General features: G+C 66.4%; 12 protein-coding genes. 3 read left to right on the forward strand and 9 right to left on the reverse strand.

Going from position 1 to position 16874, the window contains the following annotated elements; translation table 11 throughout:
• Positions 1-145 precede the first annotated feature (145 nt).
• A complete protein-coding gene (locus tag JI743_RS03995) occupies positions 146-2536 on the forward strand; it encodes a penicillin acylase family protein (RefSeq protein ID WP_201926146.1) in 2391 nt (796 codons plus the stop codon).
• A gap of 22 nt (positions 2537-2558) precedes the next feature.
• Here JI743_RS03995 and dacB read toward each other — a convergent pair whose 3' ends face one another.
• The 7 genes from dacB to JI743_RS04030 all read right to left on the reverse strand — a co-directional run bounded on the left by dacB (position 2559) and on the right by JI743_RS04030 (position 10842).
• Positions 2559-4043: a D-alanyl-D-alanine carboxypeptidase/D-alanyl-D-alanine endopeptidase gene (gene dacB, locus JI743_RS04000; RefSeq protein WP_236659680.1), complete on the reverse strand. Its 1485-nt coding sequence runs from the start codon at positions 4041-4043 to the stop codon at positions 2559-2561.
• Between the two features lie 2 nt (positions 4044-4045).
• The gene (locus JI743_RS04005; RefSeq protein ID WP_201926148.1) at positions 4046-5071 is read right to left on the reverse strand and encodes a serine hydrolase domain-containing protein; all 1026 of its coding nucleotides are present in this window, start codon (positions 5069-5071) and stop codon (positions 4046-4048) included.
• The gene (locus tag JI743_RS04010) at positions 5068-6594 is read right to left on the reverse strand and encodes an MFS transporter (RefSeq protein ID WP_227339832.1); all 1527 of its coding nucleotides are present in this window, start codon (positions 6592-6594) and stop codon (positions 5068-5070) included. The genes JI743_RS04005 and JI743_RS04010 overlap by 4 nt, the downstream gene beginning before the upstream one ends.
• Positions 6591-7829: a dicarboxylate/amino acid:cation symporter gene (locus JI743_RS04015; protein WP_201926150.1), complete on the reverse strand. Its 1239-nt coding sequence runs from the start codon at positions 7827-7829 to the stop codon at positions 6591-6593. The genes JI743_RS04010 and JI743_RS04015 overlap by 4 nt, the downstream gene beginning before the upstream one ends.
• A 22-nt stretch (positions 7830-7851) precedes the next feature.
• The gene (gene dgcA, locus JI743_RS04020) at positions 7852-8820 is read right to left on the reverse strand and encodes an N-acetyl-D-Glu racemase DgcA (RefSeq protein ID WP_438870678.1); all 969 of its coding nucleotides are present in this window, start codon (positions 8818-8820) and stop codon (positions 7852-7854) included.
• Positions 8821-8828: 8 nt separating this feature from the next.
• Positions 8829-9863 (reverse strand): N-acetyltransferase DgcN, encoded by a 1035-nt coding sequence (gene dgcN, locus JI743_RS04025; RefSeq protein WP_201926155.1) that lies wholly within the window; start codon positions 9861-9863, stop codon positions 8829-8831.
• Positions 9864-9957: 94 nt separating this feature from the next.
• Entirely contained in the window at positions 9958-10842 is an 885-nt protein-coding gene (locus JI743_RS04030) for a LysR family transcriptional regulator (protein WP_201926157.1), read from the reverse strand.
• A gap of 205 nt (positions 10843-11047) precedes the next feature.
• Here JI743_RS04030 and JI743_RS04035 point away from each other — a divergent pair, with 205 nt between their 5' ends.
• Positions 11048-12694: an N-acyl-D-amino-acid deacylase family protein gene (locus tag JI743_RS04035; protein ID WP_201926160.1), complete on the forward strand. Its 1647-nt coding sequence runs from the start codon at positions 11048-11050 to the stop codon at positions 12692-12694.
• Between the two features lie 397 nt (positions 12695-13091).
• Here JI743_RS04035 and JI743_RS04040 read toward each other — a convergent pair whose 3' ends face one another.
• Positions 13092-13982 carry a PhzF family phenazine biosynthesis protein gene (locus JI743_RS04040; RefSeq protein WP_201926162.1) on the reverse strand — a complete coding sequence of 297 codons (891 nt, stop codon included), beginning with the start codon at positions 13980-13982 and terminating at the stop codon, positions 13092-13094.
• A gap of 65 nt (positions 13983-14047) precedes the next feature.
• Here JI743_RS04040 and JI743_RS04045 point away from each other — a divergent pair, with 65 nt between their 5' ends.
• Positions 14048-14347 carry an ArsR/SmtB family transcription factor gene (locus tag JI743_RS04045; RefSeq protein ID WP_201926164.1) on the forward strand — a complete coding sequence of 100 codons (300 nt, stop codon included), beginning with the start codon at positions 14048-14050 and terminating at the stop codon, positions 14345-14347.
• 197 nt (positions 14348-14544) lie between these two features.
• Here JI743_RS04045 and JI743_RS04050 read toward each other — a convergent pair whose 3' ends face one another.
• Positions 14545-16866 carry a putative bifunctional diguanylate cyclase/phosphodiesterase gene (locus JI743_RS04050; RefSeq protein ID WP_201926167.1) on the reverse strand — a complete coding sequence of 774 codons (2322 nt, stop codon included), beginning with the start codon at positions 16864-16866 and terminating at the stop codon, positions 14545-14547.
• Between the last annotated feature and the right edge of the window lie 8 nt (positions 16867-16874).

Here is a 16874-nt window from a genome sequence, read left to right on the forward strand (position 1 = left end):
CAACCGGCATGGGATGCTGCCCTTTGTCGCAGGAGTCTGCACGTTCGATAACTTGGGGCTATAGGAGGGGGGCGCTTTGATATTGGGGGTGCCAATTCCCCGCCGATAGGCTTTCGGCCTTCGTTAGCACCACAAGGGGACCCTCGTGATCCAACGCCGCACCTTCCTGCTCGCCTCCGTTGCCACGCTTGCCTTCCCCGTACAATCCTGGAGTCGCACGCCGGGCGCTCAGCCGCGCACGCGGCGGGTGGTCGAGGGTGCGTGCGCGCCGGTCGAAATCATCGAGGACGAACTCGGCATCCCCCATGTCCGCGCGGCGTCGCTCCACGACGCCTATTTCGGGCAGGGATATCTCGTCGCGCGCGACCGGCTGTTCCAGATCGACATGGATTATCGACGCGAGGCCGGCCGGATGGCGGAGGTATTCGGCGCGCGCTTCGTCGCCGCCGACCGCGCGGCGCGGCTGTTCCATTATCGCGGCGACATCGACGCCGAACTGGCAACGCTGCCGCCCGAGGTGCTCGAATGCGCGCGCGGCTATGTCGCGGGTGTCAACGCCCGCATCGCCGAGCTTGAGGCGGACCCCGACCAGCTGCCACTCGAATATGGCATCCTCGGCATCGCGCCGCTGCGCTGGGACGTGCGCAACCTCGTGCGCCATCGCGGCATCGGCATGGGCGACGCCGACGACGAGGTGCGCCGCGCCCAGCTTCAGGCGCGCGGGCTGATCGAGGCCGAGCGGCTGATGGCGCCGCTGCGCCTCGATTGGGAGTTTACCGTGCCCAAAGGGCTCGACGTCGCCGCGGTTTCGGAGGCCGATCTTGGCGTACTCCTGCCATCGGCGCGGCCCCTGCCCTTCGACACGCTGCAGGAAGCGCAGGCGGACCCTGCGCAGCGCAACGCCGACCGCTTCTCGCAAGGCAGCAACGCCTGGACGATCGCGCCGACGCGCAGCGCAACCGGCCGCCCGATCCTCTCGAACGACCCGCACCTCGGCATCGGGGGCGCAAGCCCGCGCCACATGGTCCATATGACTGCGCCCGGCCTCGACGTGATCGGCGCGGGCGCTCCGGGCCTTCCGGGCATCATGCAGGGGCACACCGACCGCTTCGCCTTTGGCCGCACCAATTTCCACATCGACCAGACCGACCTGTTCGTCCTCAAGACGCACGAGAGCGACCCCGACCGCTATTGGCATCGCGGCGAGTGGAAGGCGTTGGAGCGCCACGAGGAAGTGATACAGGTGAAGGATGCGCCCGCCGAGCGCGTCATGCTGCGCTATGCCGAAGGGCGCCCGATCATTTCGGAAGACCCGGCGCGCAACCGCGCGGTTGCCTTTGCGACCGTGACGATGCTGCCGGGCGCGAACATGCGGTTCGCGATTATCGCAATCAACCTGTCGAAGGATTGGGAGTCGCTCCAGCGCGCGTTCAAGCTGCACGTCTCGCCAACCAATCTCCATTATGCAGACATCGACGGCAATATCGGCTGGCAGACGATCGGATTCACCCCGCGCCGCCCGAAGCATGACGGGCTCTTTCCTGCGCCGGGCGATGGCGACCATGACTGGACCGGGATATTGCCGGTGTCGCAGATGCCGCACGTCTTCAACCCGCACGAAGGCTGGTTTGCCTCGGCGAACCAACTCAACCTCCCCAAAGACTATCCCTATCGCGAGAGGATCATCAGCTTCACGTGGAGCGACCCCTATCGCTACAACCGCATCGCCGAGGTGCTGGGCGCGCAGCCAAAGCACCGGATCGAGGATAGCGTCGCGCTGCTCCACGACGTCCAGTCACTGCCCGCGCGCGCACTCCAGGCGATGCTGCCCGCCGCGCCGCCGCCCGGGACGGTGGCCGACGCCGCCGCAATGCTGCGGTCGTGGGACCGCGAAGTGGACGCGGACAGCGGTGCCGCGCTGCTGTTCGAAATGGTGATGCAGGCGCTGTCGAACGATTTCCGCGAGCGCGTCGTACCCGCAGGGGCACGCGAACTCATCCCGACGGTGAACCTGTCGGAGATGCTGCGTATCCTGAGCGACCTCGACGCGCAGCTCGGCCCCGACCCGCGCGCGGCGCGCGACGCGATGATCGCACGCGCGCTCGAGTCCGGATGGAACAAGGCAGTCGAACTCGCCGGGCCCGATCCTAGCGTGTGGAAATGGGGCGACCTCCACCGCGTCACCATCGCGCACCCGCTCGCATCCTCGATCCCCGCGATCGCCGCGGCCTTCCCGCGGATCGAGGGCGGGCGGTCGGGTGGCGACGGGACGACTCCGATGGCGCGCGGTTACAATTCGCGGCGCGGTTTCAATGTCTCGCACGGCGCGAGCTATCTTTTCGTCGCCGACGTCGGGGCGTGGGACAACAGCCGCTTCCTGCTGCTTCCCGGCCAGTCGGCCGATCCGCGGTCGGCGCGCTATCGCGATTTCTATCCCTATTGGCTCGCCGGCGCGATGCAGCCCTTGTGGTTCAGCCGCGCCGCGGTCGACCGCCATGCCGCCGCGCGGCTGACGCTGACGCCGGCGAAAGGCTGACGGGAAAGGCTGACGGGTCCGGTTACAGCGCCTCGGCGACTGCGACGAGGGCGCGGTCGACCGCGGCGCTCGCCGCCGCGTCGGTGCCCTCGGGCATGTCGTTGGCGAGGGTCGAGAAGATCAGCGTCCGCCCGCTCTTGGTGAGCAGATAGCCTGAGAGCGCGCGCGACGCGTTGAGTGTTCCGGTCTTGGCGAACAGCCGACTTTCGAGGCTCGTCCCCTTGAAACGGTTGCGCAGCGTGCCGTCGACCCCGGCGATGGGCAGGGTCGCGCGCCACGCGTCGCCCCACGGCTGGCGCGCGACCCACGACAGCAAGGCCACGGTCGCTCGGGGTGTGATGCGATTATAGCTCGACATCCCGGACCCGTCGGCGAGTCCATAGCCCTGGGGCGCCACGCCAGCGGCAGTCATCGTCGCACGCAGCGCCGCCTGGCCGTCGGCAATCGAACCGCTCCCGCCAAGCCGCCCCAGCCGGCGGAGCATCAGGTCGGCATAAAGATTCTGGCTGTCCTTGTTGATCAGCCGCACATCATCGGCGAGCGGCGGCGGCTGTAGCTCTGCGAGCATCGGCAGGTCGGGCGCGCGCATGGGCGGTGCATCGCCGCGCAACTTGGGATCGTCAGTCGGCAACAGCGGTCGATGCCGCGCGGTCGCGTCGCCTTCAACCTGCACCCCGCGTTCGACGAGCAGGTCGCGCATCCGCCACGCGGCATAATGCGCGGGATCGTCGATGCCGAAACGGAGCCGGACGGGGGCTGCCAATGCACCGACGGAACCGGTGAGCAGGATGGTGCGGCTGCCCGGCGCGCGCTCGGCGACGATCGCCTCCTCCTTGCCCTCGACCGTGGTGACGCGATTGTCGACGGTGAAATAGGGCGAAGCGGCGATCGCGGGCGATGCGCCGACCTTGCCGGGGGTCAGCATCAGCGACCATTCATTGTCATCGACCGTGAGCGCGGAAATGCCGGTGCCATAGCGCGACTGGATATTGTTCCAGCTCATCCCCGGTCCCCACCGCTCGTCGGGAAGCCAGCTGTCGTCGCCGACGACATGGCGCACGCGGCGCGTCTTTGCCGCGACCGCGTCGGCAAGCGTGCGAAGGCAGTCGACGGTGCAGTCCGCCGCGCTCGACATGCGCGCGTCGCCGCGGCCATAAAGCACCACGTCGACTGCACCGTCGGCCGCGGGCTCGAGCCGGACCCCCGTGCCTTTCGCGCTGCTTTCGAGTTCGGGAAGCACCGCATAGGCCGCCGCCGAGGTATAGATTTTGGTGTTCGACGCCGGGATGAATCGCTGGTCGGGAGCGACCGCCACGAGCGTCTCGCCCTCCATCGTCGTGACAAGAAAGCCAAAGCGCGCGCCCTGCGGCGCGTCGGCGAGCGCGCTTTCGACGGCCGCCTGGACAGGCGACCGCTCGGCCGTCGCGCACGGCTGTTCGGCGAGCGCCTGCGCCGGGACTGCGGCGAAGAGGAGCAGCGCCGCGAACATGTGCCGAGCTTGTGTCATTATTACTCCTCTCGTGCGTCCCACGCGGCGATCACCGCATCGCCAGTTGCCGGGCGCAGCTCGAAAATGCCGCTGTCGGCGTGGCGTGTCGGATGGACGCGGTTGGTCAGCAGGGTCCAGGCGATGCCGCGGTCGAAATCGATCCACAGCCCCGTTCCGGTGAAGCCGGTGTGGCCGATCGTTGCGGCCGAGCAGGCGGTGCCGCCCGACCAGCCCGGAAAGGCGCGTTCCCATCCACAGGTGCGATGGCCTTCCTGCGCGCTTCGCACCTCGTCCAGCATCGCCGCCGACAGGATCGACCCGTCGAGCATCGCGCGCGCAAAGCCGAGCACGCCGTCGACCGTTCCGAACAGTCCGGCATGACCGGGGGCGCCGCCGAGCGCGAAGGCATTTTCGTCATGCACCTCGCCCTTGAGCACGCGCCCGCGCCAGCTGCACATCTCGGTCGCGACGGCGGGGCCAGGGGGCGGGCCGAAACTGAGGCCCTCACCGAGCGGCCAGTCGGCGAGCGAGGCGCCCGTCAGCCGCTCGATCGCAATGCCGAGCAGGATGAAATTGATGTCCGAATAGACGGGTGGTCCGTGACGCCACTCGCGCTGAAGGACGAAGGCGCGGAGCCGCGCGGGGTCGTCGCCATAGGTATAGATCGGCTCGACCGCAGGGAAAAAGGTGCGATGGACCAGACAGTCGCGGAAAGTCAGCCGCCGTTCGGCAGCGCCCGCGACGTCATATTGGCGCAGGTCAGGTATTGCGTCGGTGAGCGGGCGGTCGAGGTCGATGCGCCCCGCTTCGGCGAGTTTGAGGATCATCGTCGTGGTCGCAACGACCTTGCTGACCGACGCGAGGTCGAACCAGTGCGCGCGCGTCAGCACCTCGGGCTCGGGGACGAGCGACGCCATACCGGCAAGCTCGATCGCGCTTGCCCCGTCGCGCGCCACGAGCCCCAGCGCCGCGCCGGGAATACGCCCGCTTTCAACCGCAGCGCGTGCGGGTGCGAACGCCTCGCGGCAGGCAGACTCGATACTCATTCCGCGACGCGCCCCTTGGCGCGCGCGACGAGCGGCAACAGGAAGATCGCGGCAAAGCTCAGCGCGCCGGAAAGCAGGAAAAATCCGTCATAGCCGATCTGCGTCTGCATCGACCCCGACGCGCCCGCGAGCAGTCGCGGCAAGAGGAAGGCGAAGCCCGACAGAAAGGCATATTGCGCTCCGGCAAAGCGCGGGCTCACCAGCATCGAGAGATAGACGACGAAGACCGCCCCGGCGAAGCCGTTGCCGAACTGGTCGACCGCGACCGAGGTGTAGAGCACGAAAGACGAGGGTTCGGTGTGCGCGAGCCAGACATAGATCCAGTTGCCGAGCGCCGCAGCGACTGCGCCGAGCATGAGCGTCCAAGGCAGCGGCAGCCGCATCGTCAGCCATCCCCCGAGCGCCACGCCGAACATGCTCGACGACAGCGCGACGACGCCGTCGGCGACGCCGATCTGTTCGAGGCTGTAGCCCATGTCGTTCCACAGCGGATGCGACAGCGTCAGCGCGAGCACGTCACCCATGCGATAGAGCGAGACGAAAGCCAGCACTGCAAGCACGGCATAACCATAGCGCCAGAAAATCTCGACATAGGGGGCGACGAAGGCGTGCATCCTCTGCGGCGCGTCGGGAGGCAACCGCCGGATACGCGGCAGCGCGGCGGCGAGGAGGATGAAGGGCAACAGCGCGACCGCCAGCACAAAAGGCGTGACGTTGGTCTTCGCCGAAACGCCCGCCCCCTGCACCGCAGACAGCAGCACCCATCCCACCGCCGTCGTCGCAATCGCAGTCACGAACAGGATGGCGAGGCTGACCATGACCCCCAGCAACAGCGCGCTCCAGCGCCCTTTCGCCCCCTCGGCTTCGGGGCGCATCGCCGCCAGCACGGGGAAAGGCGCGAACGCCGCGACCGCAATTACCAGATAGGCCCAGGTCCAGTCGGCCCACGCCGCGACGAGCACCGCGCCGCTGCCCGCCGCGACCATCGCGCTGCGATAGCCCCAGAGGTTCGCTGCGACGAGCGGGCCCTGCTCGGCCTGCGTCGGAGCGAGCTCGATACGCCAGCCGTCGGCAGCTACTTCGAGCGTCGTGGTCCAGAAGGCGAGCAGGATCGCAAAAAGAGCGGTGAGCGGCAGGCTTTCGTCGTTCGACGTCGCCGCCATCGCGACCATCGACAGGAAAATGCCGAGCTGCGACAGCATGATCCAGCTCCGCCGCCGTCCCCAGAACCGCCCGAACCCAGGGATGCTGAAGCGTTCGACGAGCGGCGCCCAGGCGAATTTAAAGGTTGGAAGCAGCGCAATCCATGCGAAAAAACCGATGATGACGATGTCGACGCCGTGCCGCGACAGCCGCAGCGTCAGCACCGCATTGAACATGTAAAAGGGCAGGCCCGCCGAAAAGCCGAGCAGCAAGTAGAGGCCGAGCAGCCGCCACCGCTTGACCTGCGGCGCGCCCTGGTCGTCGCCGGGCAGCGGCGCGTCGGCCAATGCCGCGCTCCCGTCGGCTGTCGCCACGCTCATGCCAGAGCCTCCTGCGTGACATTGCCTTCCTTGCGCCCGACCACGCTCGTCACGGTCAGATTGGCGCTCGCGCTTGCCACCGTGCGCGTCATGTCGAGCAGTCGGTCGAAGGGCAGGATGAAGCCGACGACGAGCGCGGTCTGTTCGGGCGACACGCCGACCGCGCCGAGCGCAGCGGCAAGCATGAAGAGCGAGGCCGAGGGGATGGGCGCGGTCCCGAAAGCCGCGAGCGCGCCGGTGAGCAGCAGGATCGCGAGCATCGGCGCGTCGGGCGTAATGCCGAGCGCCTGGAGCGCGAAGATGCTGAGAAGGCCGACATACATCGCCGTCCCGTCCTTGCCGATGCTCGCGCCGATCGGCAGCACCGTCGATGCAACACCCGGCGCGATCCGCAGCTCTTCATGCGCGATGCGCAATGCGACGGGAAGCGTCGCCGCCGACGAGGCGGTCGAAAAGGCGACGACGAGCGCGTCGAGGATGGTGCGGTAAAAGCGCGCGACCGAGCGCCGTGCGACGAGCGCGATCAGCGGCACATGGACGAGCAGGATCTGCAGCACGACGCCCGTCGCTACCGCAACCGCGAGCCAGCCGACATTGGTGAAGACTGCGACGCCATTGTCGGCCACCGCCTTTGCGATCAGCGCGAGCACCCCGAAGGGGGTGAACTCCATCACGATGCGCACCAGGTGGAAAAGCACCTGCCCCACCGACTGAAGCAGCGCCGCGGTCGGTTTCCCCGCTTCGCCCGCCAGAATCACCCCGAAACCGAACAGCATCGAGAAAAAGATGATCGCGAGCATGTCCCCGTCGACGAGCGCCTGGACGATGTTGACCGGAACGATGCCGACAAGCTGATCGTGGAGCGACTTCGCCTCGCCCAGCGCGTGCGGCGTTGCGCTGCCAAGCGCCGCCCCCGCGCCGGGTTCGATGAGCAGCCCGACCGCCATGCCGATCGACACTGCGCAGGCGGTCGTCGCCGCGAACAGGCCGATCGTGCGGGCGCCGACCGCCCCCAGCTTGTGCGGATCGGCGAGTGCGGTCACCCCCGATGCGATGCTGATGAAAACGATCGGGACGACAAGCATCCGGATCAGGCGCACGAACAATTCGCCGATCACTGCGATCGCGGCGCTCGCTTCCGGTGAGGCGAGCCCGACCAGCAGGCCGAGAAGCATGCCACCGACCACCCTTTGCCATAATGGAACCGCGAACCAGCGGCGAAGGAATGCGGTCATCGGCAGTCAGGCTCCGCTCATATCAAAAATCGCCCCAGAATCCGGCTTGGGGAGGCGCGAGAAGCCCCTTTGTGCCCCTGACGCCTCCCTCGCGATCCTTGGCGAGCCACAAGGGTCCGTCAAGATCGACGAAGTCGGCCCGTTCGGCAATCGTCCACGCCGGGGCGATCGACAGCGACGAGCTGATCATGCAGCCCGTCATCACGCCGAGCCCGCGCGCCCGCGCTGCTTCGGCGAGCGCCAGCGCCGCGGTGCGGCCGCCGGTCTTGTCGAGCTTGATATTGACTACCGAATAGCCGTCGGGAAGCGTCTCGAGATCCTCGGCGACGTGGATCGATTCATCGGCGGCGATGGGGATCGCCGAGCGATAGCCCGCCAGATCGCCATCGGCATCGGCAGGCAGAGGCTGTTCGAGCAGGTCGACGCGCAGATCGGTCATCAGCCCCTGTAGCGCATCGACGTCGGCGATGGTCCAGCTTTCGTTGGGATCGACGATCAGACGCGGACCAGGGGCGGCCTTGCGCACGGCACGCAGCGCCTCCGCCGGATTTTCGCGGTCGACCTTGACCTTGACCAGCGGCGCATCAGCCAACAGGGTCGCGGCCTCCGCCATGCGTTCGGGCGTGTCGAGGCTGACGGTCATCGCGGTTGCCACCGGGCGGGCCCGCGCAGCCGCACGGCCCTGCCGAAGTTCGAGGTCCCACAGGGCGCAATCGACGGCATTGCGTGCCGCTCCGGCCGGCAGCAAGGACAGCAGCTCGCGCCGCGTTACCCCGCGCTCGATTTCCTCGCGTATCGATTCGATGGTAGCGGTGGTGCTCGAAAGGCTCTCGCCATAGCGGGCGTATGGCACGCATTCGCCGCGACCGACGACGCCATTGCGAAGGATGACGACGCTCAGCACCTCCGCGATCGTCTTCACCCCGCGCGAAATGCGAAACGGGGCGTTGAGCGGGAAACAGTCGGTCCGTACGGCCAACGCGGCAGATATGGTGGCCATCAGGCGGGTTGCGCAATCGTCGAGGGGATCCCGGTCGCGGCAAGCAAGCGATCGAGGATCGGTTCCACTCCCATGCGATAGGGATCGGTACAGGGAAGGCCGAATTTCTCTTCGGTGCGGGCGCAAAGCTCATACGCCTCCGCTTCGGGGAGCGCCGACGTGTTGAGCGCGATCCCGACCGCCTGAACGGCGGCGTTGGTAAGCCGCGCCACTTGCAGATTGGCTTCGAGACATTCGTCGAGTGCGGGTAGCTGATAGTGCGGGAGGCCGCGCATGTGCGGGCGCGTGGGATCGTGGCAGAGCACAAGCGCGTCGGGCTGCGCGCCGTGCAGCAGCCCCGTCGACACCCCGGCGAACGACGGGTGGAACAGCGAGCCTTGTCCTTCGATCAGGTCCCAGCCACCGTCGGTGCGCGGCGGCGAAAGCTGTTCGATCGCGCCCGAGATGAAATCGGCGACAACCGCATCGAGCGGTACGCCCGAGCCCGCGATGAGAATGCCCGTCTGGCCGGTCGCGCGAAAATCGGCGGCGATACCGCGCTTTTCGAGCGCGCGTGCGAGGCACAGCGTTGTGTACATCTTGCCCACCGAGCAGTCGGTTCCGACGGTGAGCAACCGCTTGCCTTCGCGCGGAAGGCCGTTGCCGATCGGAATGTCGGGGCGCGGCTTGCGCACGTCGTGAAGCTGACGGCCCAGGCGCGCCGCCGCTTCGACCAGCCGTGGCTCGTCGTTGAGCCGATGGTGAAGCCCCGAGGCGATATCGAGGCCTGATTCAAGCGCGGCAAGGGCGTCCTCGATCAGGTCCGCGCCCAGCTTGCCCCCGGCATTCGCAATCCCGAGCACGAGCGTTCTGGCGCCCGCCGCACGCGCCATCGCGAAATCCATGCGCGGAAGGTCGAGCGTCAGTCCGCAGTCATCGTGGCGAAACTCGCCGACGCAAATGTCGGGGCGGAATACCGCCAGTCCGCGGGCGGTCTTGATCCCGACATTGTCGTTCGAATGGCCGAGATAGAGAAGATAGGGGGTGGCGATCATGCTGTTCGATACCTGCGTGGCTTGGAATGCGAACGTCTATCGCCGCCGCACGCCGGCCCCCAATATCTTGCGCCGCGCTTCCTATAGCCTTGCGCTATAGTTCCTCGATCACCTGCGAGAGCATCTGGAGAAATTCGGCGGCGGTCTTCGACGGCGGCCAGTCCTGCAGATAGACGGCGTTGATGTCGAACGCGATGGCGGGCTGGAGCGGGCGGCTCGCGAGCCCCGGTGGCAGCGCCGCGTGCGCGGTGAAATTGTCGACGATCGCCATGCCGACCCCGGCATGGACGAGCGCCGCCGCGACATAATAGGTCCGCGCCGACACCACTTCGTTGAGCGTCACCTCGAGCCGGTCGAGCTCGCCCGACAGCATCCGGCCGATCGGCCCGCTCTGCACCGGGCTGATGAACTTGTGCCCGCGCAGTTCATCGAGCCGGATGCGCGGGGGCGCAGCGGGCAGATCCTGTTCGCGAAAGATCACGACCAGCTCGCCTTCGCCGATCACCTGGTGCGCGACGGGCGCCGCGAGCGGCACTTCATAGCTGATCGCTATGTCGGTTTCGCGCTCATAGAGTTTGCGCACCATTTCGTCGTGATGGACGGTCTGCAGGTCGAACATCACATCGGCATGGCCGGTCATGAAGCGCGCCACAGCCTCCGGGATCGCGCCGAGCCCCAGCGACGGCAGCGCCGAGATGCGCAACAGGCCACCGCGGCCGTGGCGCAAATTCTGGCATGCCTGCCGCAGCGAGCGGACGCGATCCTGAATATCGGAAACCTCGGCGAACAGGATGCGCGCGTCCTGCGTGGGGATGAGCCGCCCCTTCGAGCGTTCGAACAGCGGAAGGCCGATCGAACGTTCGGCGTGGCGGAGTACCTTGGTGACAGAGGGCTGCGATACGTTGAGCGCCCGCGCCGCGGCGCTGACCGTTCCGTGCAGGAACACGGCATGAAAAACCTCGATCTGGCGCAGATTCATGAGTTTTGTCTCCCGACGGCCAGCACGGGATGTCCGCCCGCTGATGCGGGGACTTTGTGGCGACTTGGGCTCTCTATGCCAGCGGGTTATAGGTGGCGCAACAACCCTCTCTGGACGCAGAGCGGCGCTTTGCCGACAAGTTCGTCCCGAATGACGGGCCGCCGCGCGCCTCCCGGTGCGGAGCCTGCAGCCTAGGATGTCGCCGATGCCCCTGCCTTCCGCCTTGTCATCGTTTCGTCGCACCGCCGCGCTCGGCGCGATGGCGATCATGCTGTCCGCCTGCGCCACCAGCGCCCCGACCTCCGCCGAAGTCGACCTGCTGATCCGCGGCGGGACGATCTATGACGGCAGCGACCGCGCCCCTTTCATTGGCGACGTCGCCATTCGCGGCGACACCATCGTCGAGGTCGGCGACTTGCGCCGCCTGTCCGCAGCGCGCGTCGTCGATGCCCAGGACATGATCGTCGCGCCGGGGTTTATCGACCCGCACACGCACGCCGACGGCTTCCTGCGCTCGTCCGACCCGGCGCAGCGCGTCAACCCGGCATGGCTCAACCAGGCAGTGACGACGGTCGTCATCGGCGTCGACGGGTCGGGCACCCCCGATGTCGCGAGCGACGCGCGCCGGATCGAAGCCTCGGGCGTGGGCACCAATTTCGTCTCGCTGATCGGCTTTGGCGCGGTGCGCCAGCGTGTCCTCGGCCAGGCGGCGCGCGCGCCCGAACCCGCCGAACTCGCCGCGATGCAAAAGCTTGTCGCGCGCGGCATGTGCGAAGGCGCAGCGGGCTTTTCGGCCGGCCTTTTCTATGCGCCCCAAAGCTTTGCAACGACCGACGAGGTCGTCGCAGTTGCGCGCGAAGCGGCCGTGCGCGGCGGGCTTTACGATACGCACCAGCGCGACGAATCGAGCTATACCATCGGCCTTCTCGGATCGGTGCGCGAAGCGATCGCCATCGGCCGTGCCGCCGGCATGCCCGTCCATTTTGCGCATCTGAAGGCGCTGGGGGTCGACGTCCACGGACAGGCAGGCGCCGTGATCGCCGAAATCGACGCGGCGCGCCGTGCCGGGATGCAGGTGACCGCCGATCAGTATCCGTGGCTCGCTTCGGGGTCGAGCCTCGACGCGTCGCTGCTGCCGCGCTGGGCGGTCGACGGCGGCGCGCCCGCGCTCCTCGCCCGCCTCGACGACACCGCAACGCACGCGCGAATCCGCGACGAAATGGCGGATAATCTGCGGCGGCGGGGTGGCGCGGCGTCGCTGCTGCTGATCGCGCAGGGCTTTCCCTGGACGGGACAGACGCTCGCCGCGGTCGCCGAAGGCTGGGGGCTCGACCCCCGCGACGCCGCGCTGCGCATCATCCGCCACAGCCTTGAGGCTGCCGACGAAAAGCAAAGGGGGCGCGGCACAGCGGTCGCCTCGTTCAACATGGCGCAGGCCGACGTCGACCTGTTGATGCAGCAGCCGTGGATGGTCACCTCGTCTGACGGCTCTGACGGCCACCCGCGCATGTACGCAAGCTTTCCGGAAAAGTATCTGCGCTATGTGCGGGACCGCAAGGTGGTGAGTCTCGCCGCCTTCATCCGCCAGTCGACGGGCCGCACGGCCGACATCTATCGCCTCGACCGGCGGGGTTATCTGCGGCCCGGCTTTTTCGCCGATGTCGCGGTGATCGACCCCGACGGATTCGCGCCGCGCGCCGACTATATGAACCCGCGCGAACTCAGCGTCGGGGTGCGCAAATTGTACGTCAACGGCACTCTTGCAGTCGATGACAGCCGCGCCACGGGTGCCACTGCCGGCCGGGCGCTGCTGCGTCCCGTCCCCGCGACGGGCTGCCCGGTAGTGGACTGACTGCTCCCCGGCAGGGAGAGACGTTCTTCCCAGGGAGAGGACATATCCTCTCGGCAAGTCCGACCACAGGCGCAAGACGGTGCCTGCGTCTCGATGCAGACCGTTCGACACGCCCGAGGTGCATCAGGATGCCGTGACCTGCGCAATTTGTCGTGACGCGCTCCTTGGTTTCCACCGGTCGGGATTAGAGCCCAACAGTCTTGTTGCGCATGTGCGCGGTCGAGGCAGGCGATTGCTTATACAGTTCGGCGGACGCCGTCGGGGTGTGTGACCCAGTGAGGAGGCAGGATCAGGACCACCAACCCGCCGATGATATGGCCTGCCTCCAGGGCCGCGATGTTGGACTTTCGCCTGAGATGCGTATCATGTGCGCGGCCCGCTGGGCGCCCACGTTTCTTCAGCCACAGTCGATATGTCCTGTGGAGACCGCGACGCAATCGCCGCGCAACGTCGCCCTGATGCCGTCGTTCGCGCGCCGTGCTGTGACGTGGAGAAGGCTCGGCCGCCCCATTTCGACGCCTTGATGGATTTCGAAACGGCGTTCGTCGGCGTCCGGTTCGAGCGACAGGAGGAGGCAGGCGAGCGGTGCATTGGCGCTGCCCGTGGCGGGGTCCTCCCAGGTTCCCGCCAGCGGCGCAAACATCCGCGCGCGCAGCGTCTGGCCGTCGCGGCAATAGACATGCGCCGACAGCCGCGTCCCGAACTGCGGATAGCGCGCCAATGTTTCGCGAAACACCGCGAGATCGGGGTCGCAACGCGCAAGCGCCCCGTCGCGCAGTTCGGCGATGATATAGGGATTACCCACCGATGCGAGGATCGGTAAGTGCGCGTCGGTCCGAACATCGTCGGGCCGGAGCCGTAGCATTTGCGCCACCGTTTCCGGCGGTAACGCTTCCCCTATGCTGAGCGGCTGCGGCGCTTCGACGGTAGCGCCCCGGACGACGCGGTCCGCATCCCGCTCGATCTCTACCGCCACCGTGCCGGCCAGAACCTCGAACGTCGCGACGTCGAGTTGTGGATCGGCGGATGCGAGCACGAACGCGGTGCCCACCATCGGATGGCCGGCAAATGCCATTTCCTCGGTACGGTTGAAAATGCGAACGCGCGCGGTGTGCGCCGGGTCGGCAGGCGGAAGGACGAAGACGGTCTCGCTCAAATTGAACTCGGCCGCGACCTTTTGCATTACCGCGTCCGGAACATCTGCGCCGCCCAGCACAACCGCTAGCGGATTGCCGCCGAAGCGTTCCTGCGTGAACACGTCGACCGTCGAAAAGGGTAAAACAGGCATCGTGCAATTCCTCAATCGTGCAAGCTTCGATTGACACTTATTTCGTTTATTGGCAAATTGGCAATATGTCGAATGCAGAAATTTTTCGGGCGCTCGCCAACGAACGGCGCCTTCAGATCCTGAGCTGGCTGCGCGACCCGACCGCGCACTTCCCCCCGCAGCGCGACGGCGACCTGATCGAGGATGGCGTATGCGGCCAATCGATCGCAGAAAAGCTGGAGATCAACGCCTCGACGCTCAGCGAACATATGCGCGTGTTGCAGGCGAGCGAACTGGTGATCGCCAAACGCATCAAGCAATGGACATTCTATCGCCGCAACGAAGCGCGGCTTGCCACGCTCGCTGCCGAGATCGGCGCCATCTAGGACGCCCCCGATGACCTTGTTCGGCCATATGACCGTCGGCGCGCGCGATCTCGAACGCAGCGCACGTTTCTATGACGCAACATCTTTCCCCTCGGCCCGACGCGGGGGGTCGTGATTGCCGATGGGCATGCGATTAGCTTTGGCGAGGCGTCAAATGGGCGCCAGGGGAGCTGCAGCTCTGAAGGCTGACGGCGGGGTTAGGCCATCTCGCTAATTGAAGGCGGTGCCGACAGCAAATTTTCCGTCAAAAGGTCGAACGGCAACGGCTTGCCGATAAAATAGCCTTGGATATAGTCGCATCCCATGTCGGCAAGGAGCTTTGTGGTCTCCGCGTCCTCGATGCCTTCAGCAACGACTTCCAGCCCCAAATGATGCGCCATCTCGATCGTCGAGCGCACCATGATCGCGTCGCTCCGGTCATGGCACAGCGCGGTCACGAAGCTTTTGTCGATCTTGATCTCGTGCACCGGCAGTTGCTTGAGATACGACAACGTCGATTGTCCGGTCCCATAGTCGTCGATCGACAGGCGCAAACCGGACGTCCGCAACCGGTTGAGCACCGCGATCGCCGTTTCGGGTGATCGGATAATCGCGCTTTCGGTGATTTCGAGCGCGATATGGTGCGGCTCAAGCCCATGCTCACTCAACATGCGGCGGATCATCCCCGAAAAATCCGTGCAGGAAATGTCGCCCGCCGACAGGTTGACCGCGACGCGCATGTCGACCCCCATCGCCTTCCAGCGCGCGCTGTCGGCCATGACCGCGCGGAGGGCATATTCGGTTAGTTCGCGGACAACACCGGTTGCTTCTGCCAGCGGAATGAAGCGATCGGGCGGGATGAAACCATCGGTCGGATGCTGCCAGCGCATCAGCGCCTCTGCGCTGGCGACGCGCCCGGTTCGCAGGTCGAGCTTGGGCTGGTAAACCATCGTCACCTCGCCGCGCGCCATTCCGCGACGCAATTCGCCCATCAGCGAGAGTTCGCGACGCGCGCTGGGGTTGATGCCTTCGAACCAGTGGCAAATGTCACCCGCCGACCGCGCCGCGCCAACCGCCGCAATGGCGCGCTCGATCCGCAGCACGGCGGCATTTTCGGGACTGCGGTCGAGACCAAAGGAGAGGGCGATGTCGACCTGCCCCGCCGAGGTTTCTATCGGGTCGCGGAAGCTTCGGCTGGCCTCCATGATATGGGAGCCGATGGCTGTGGCGTTGTCCATCGGCAACAGGAAGGCAAGCATGTCCGGAGCGATGCGAAAGACCGACGTGTCGGTATCGCGCGCCAGGCGCGCCGCCGCCTTGTTCACAACCTCAGCAAACCCCTTGATGCCGATGGCGTCGCGAATGGCCTCGAACCGGTCAATTGACGCGACCGCGACGACGACGCGGATGCTCACGCCCTTCAAGTGCTCTTCGAGCATCTGACGGTTGGGCAGACCCGTTTCGACATCGTGCAATCCCCGCAGAGCAATCCGTTTGCGGACTTCGGCACCTCCACGAACAGCGACGCACGCAAGCAATGTGAAGAGCATCGCCGCGGAGTCGATGGACACCGGCCACCGCGCCTGAACATATATTGGCACTGCAATCAGAAATGCCGCGCAAACAACTGCGGCAATCGCATAATTCCGGGCGAAGCGGCTATAAGGAAGCGCGCCCAGAAGCAATGCAATCAACAGGATACCGGCAAGCGACGGCAGGGTCCCACTATGAAGGATAGCCCGCTTTTGAAGCAGCGATTCCGCCGCAAGTGCCTGGATGACCACGCCGGGCACGATGCCATAACGCGGAACCGGATAGCGGTCGCCGAGTTCGATGGCGGTTGCGCCGACGATGATTCGCTTTCCGGCAATCGCACCATCGGGCACGCGCCCTTCGACGACGTCGATGAACGACAGGCGCGGGATGCTGCGGGCGTCGATACCCCAATCGGGCTGAAAGCTGCGATCGCCGAGCGCGCTGGTCTGCGCCAGCAGGGTCGCGATCGACGGCTGGATTCGTCCATCGATGAACGTGGCGGCAGCATATTGTCGTACCGTACCGTCGTTGTCGGGAAAAATGTTCACGCCGCCCGCCCACGCAGCGGAAAATGGCGCGGCAGGGCGACTGACGATCAACGTGTCGCTTCTGGCTCCATCCGACGCGCGTTGCTGGAATATCGGCAGGATGACCGGTTCGGCTTCGGTCAACGCGGCGGCGAAATCGCGATCGGCGGCCGGGTCGGAAGAGGCACTGAAATCGACATCGAAGGCGATGCTCTGGGCACCAGCCTTTTCCAGCTTACGGACGAGCGCGGCATGGTGGCTGCGCGACCAGGGCCAGGTCTGCAGTTTCGCGAGGCTTTGGGCGTCGATCTCGACGATGACTACATCGCCCGTCGGCGCACGTTGCAGCAGGCTGGCGCGTGCGCTTCCAAGCCTGTCTTCAACGGGGTCAAACAGCCCCGCGAGGAACAGCAGCCCCGCTAGCAACGCAACCGCGACGGCAAGCGCGATCCTTTCGACCGGCCGGTCAAAGAGCATCCTGATGC

The organism is Sphingopyxis jiangsuensis (assembly GCF_016734905.1).
In the GTDB taxonomy this organism is placed as follows: Bacteria; Pseudomonadota; Alphaproteobacteria; order Sphingomonadales; family Sphingomonadaceae; genus Sphingopyxis; species Sphingopyxis jiangsuensis.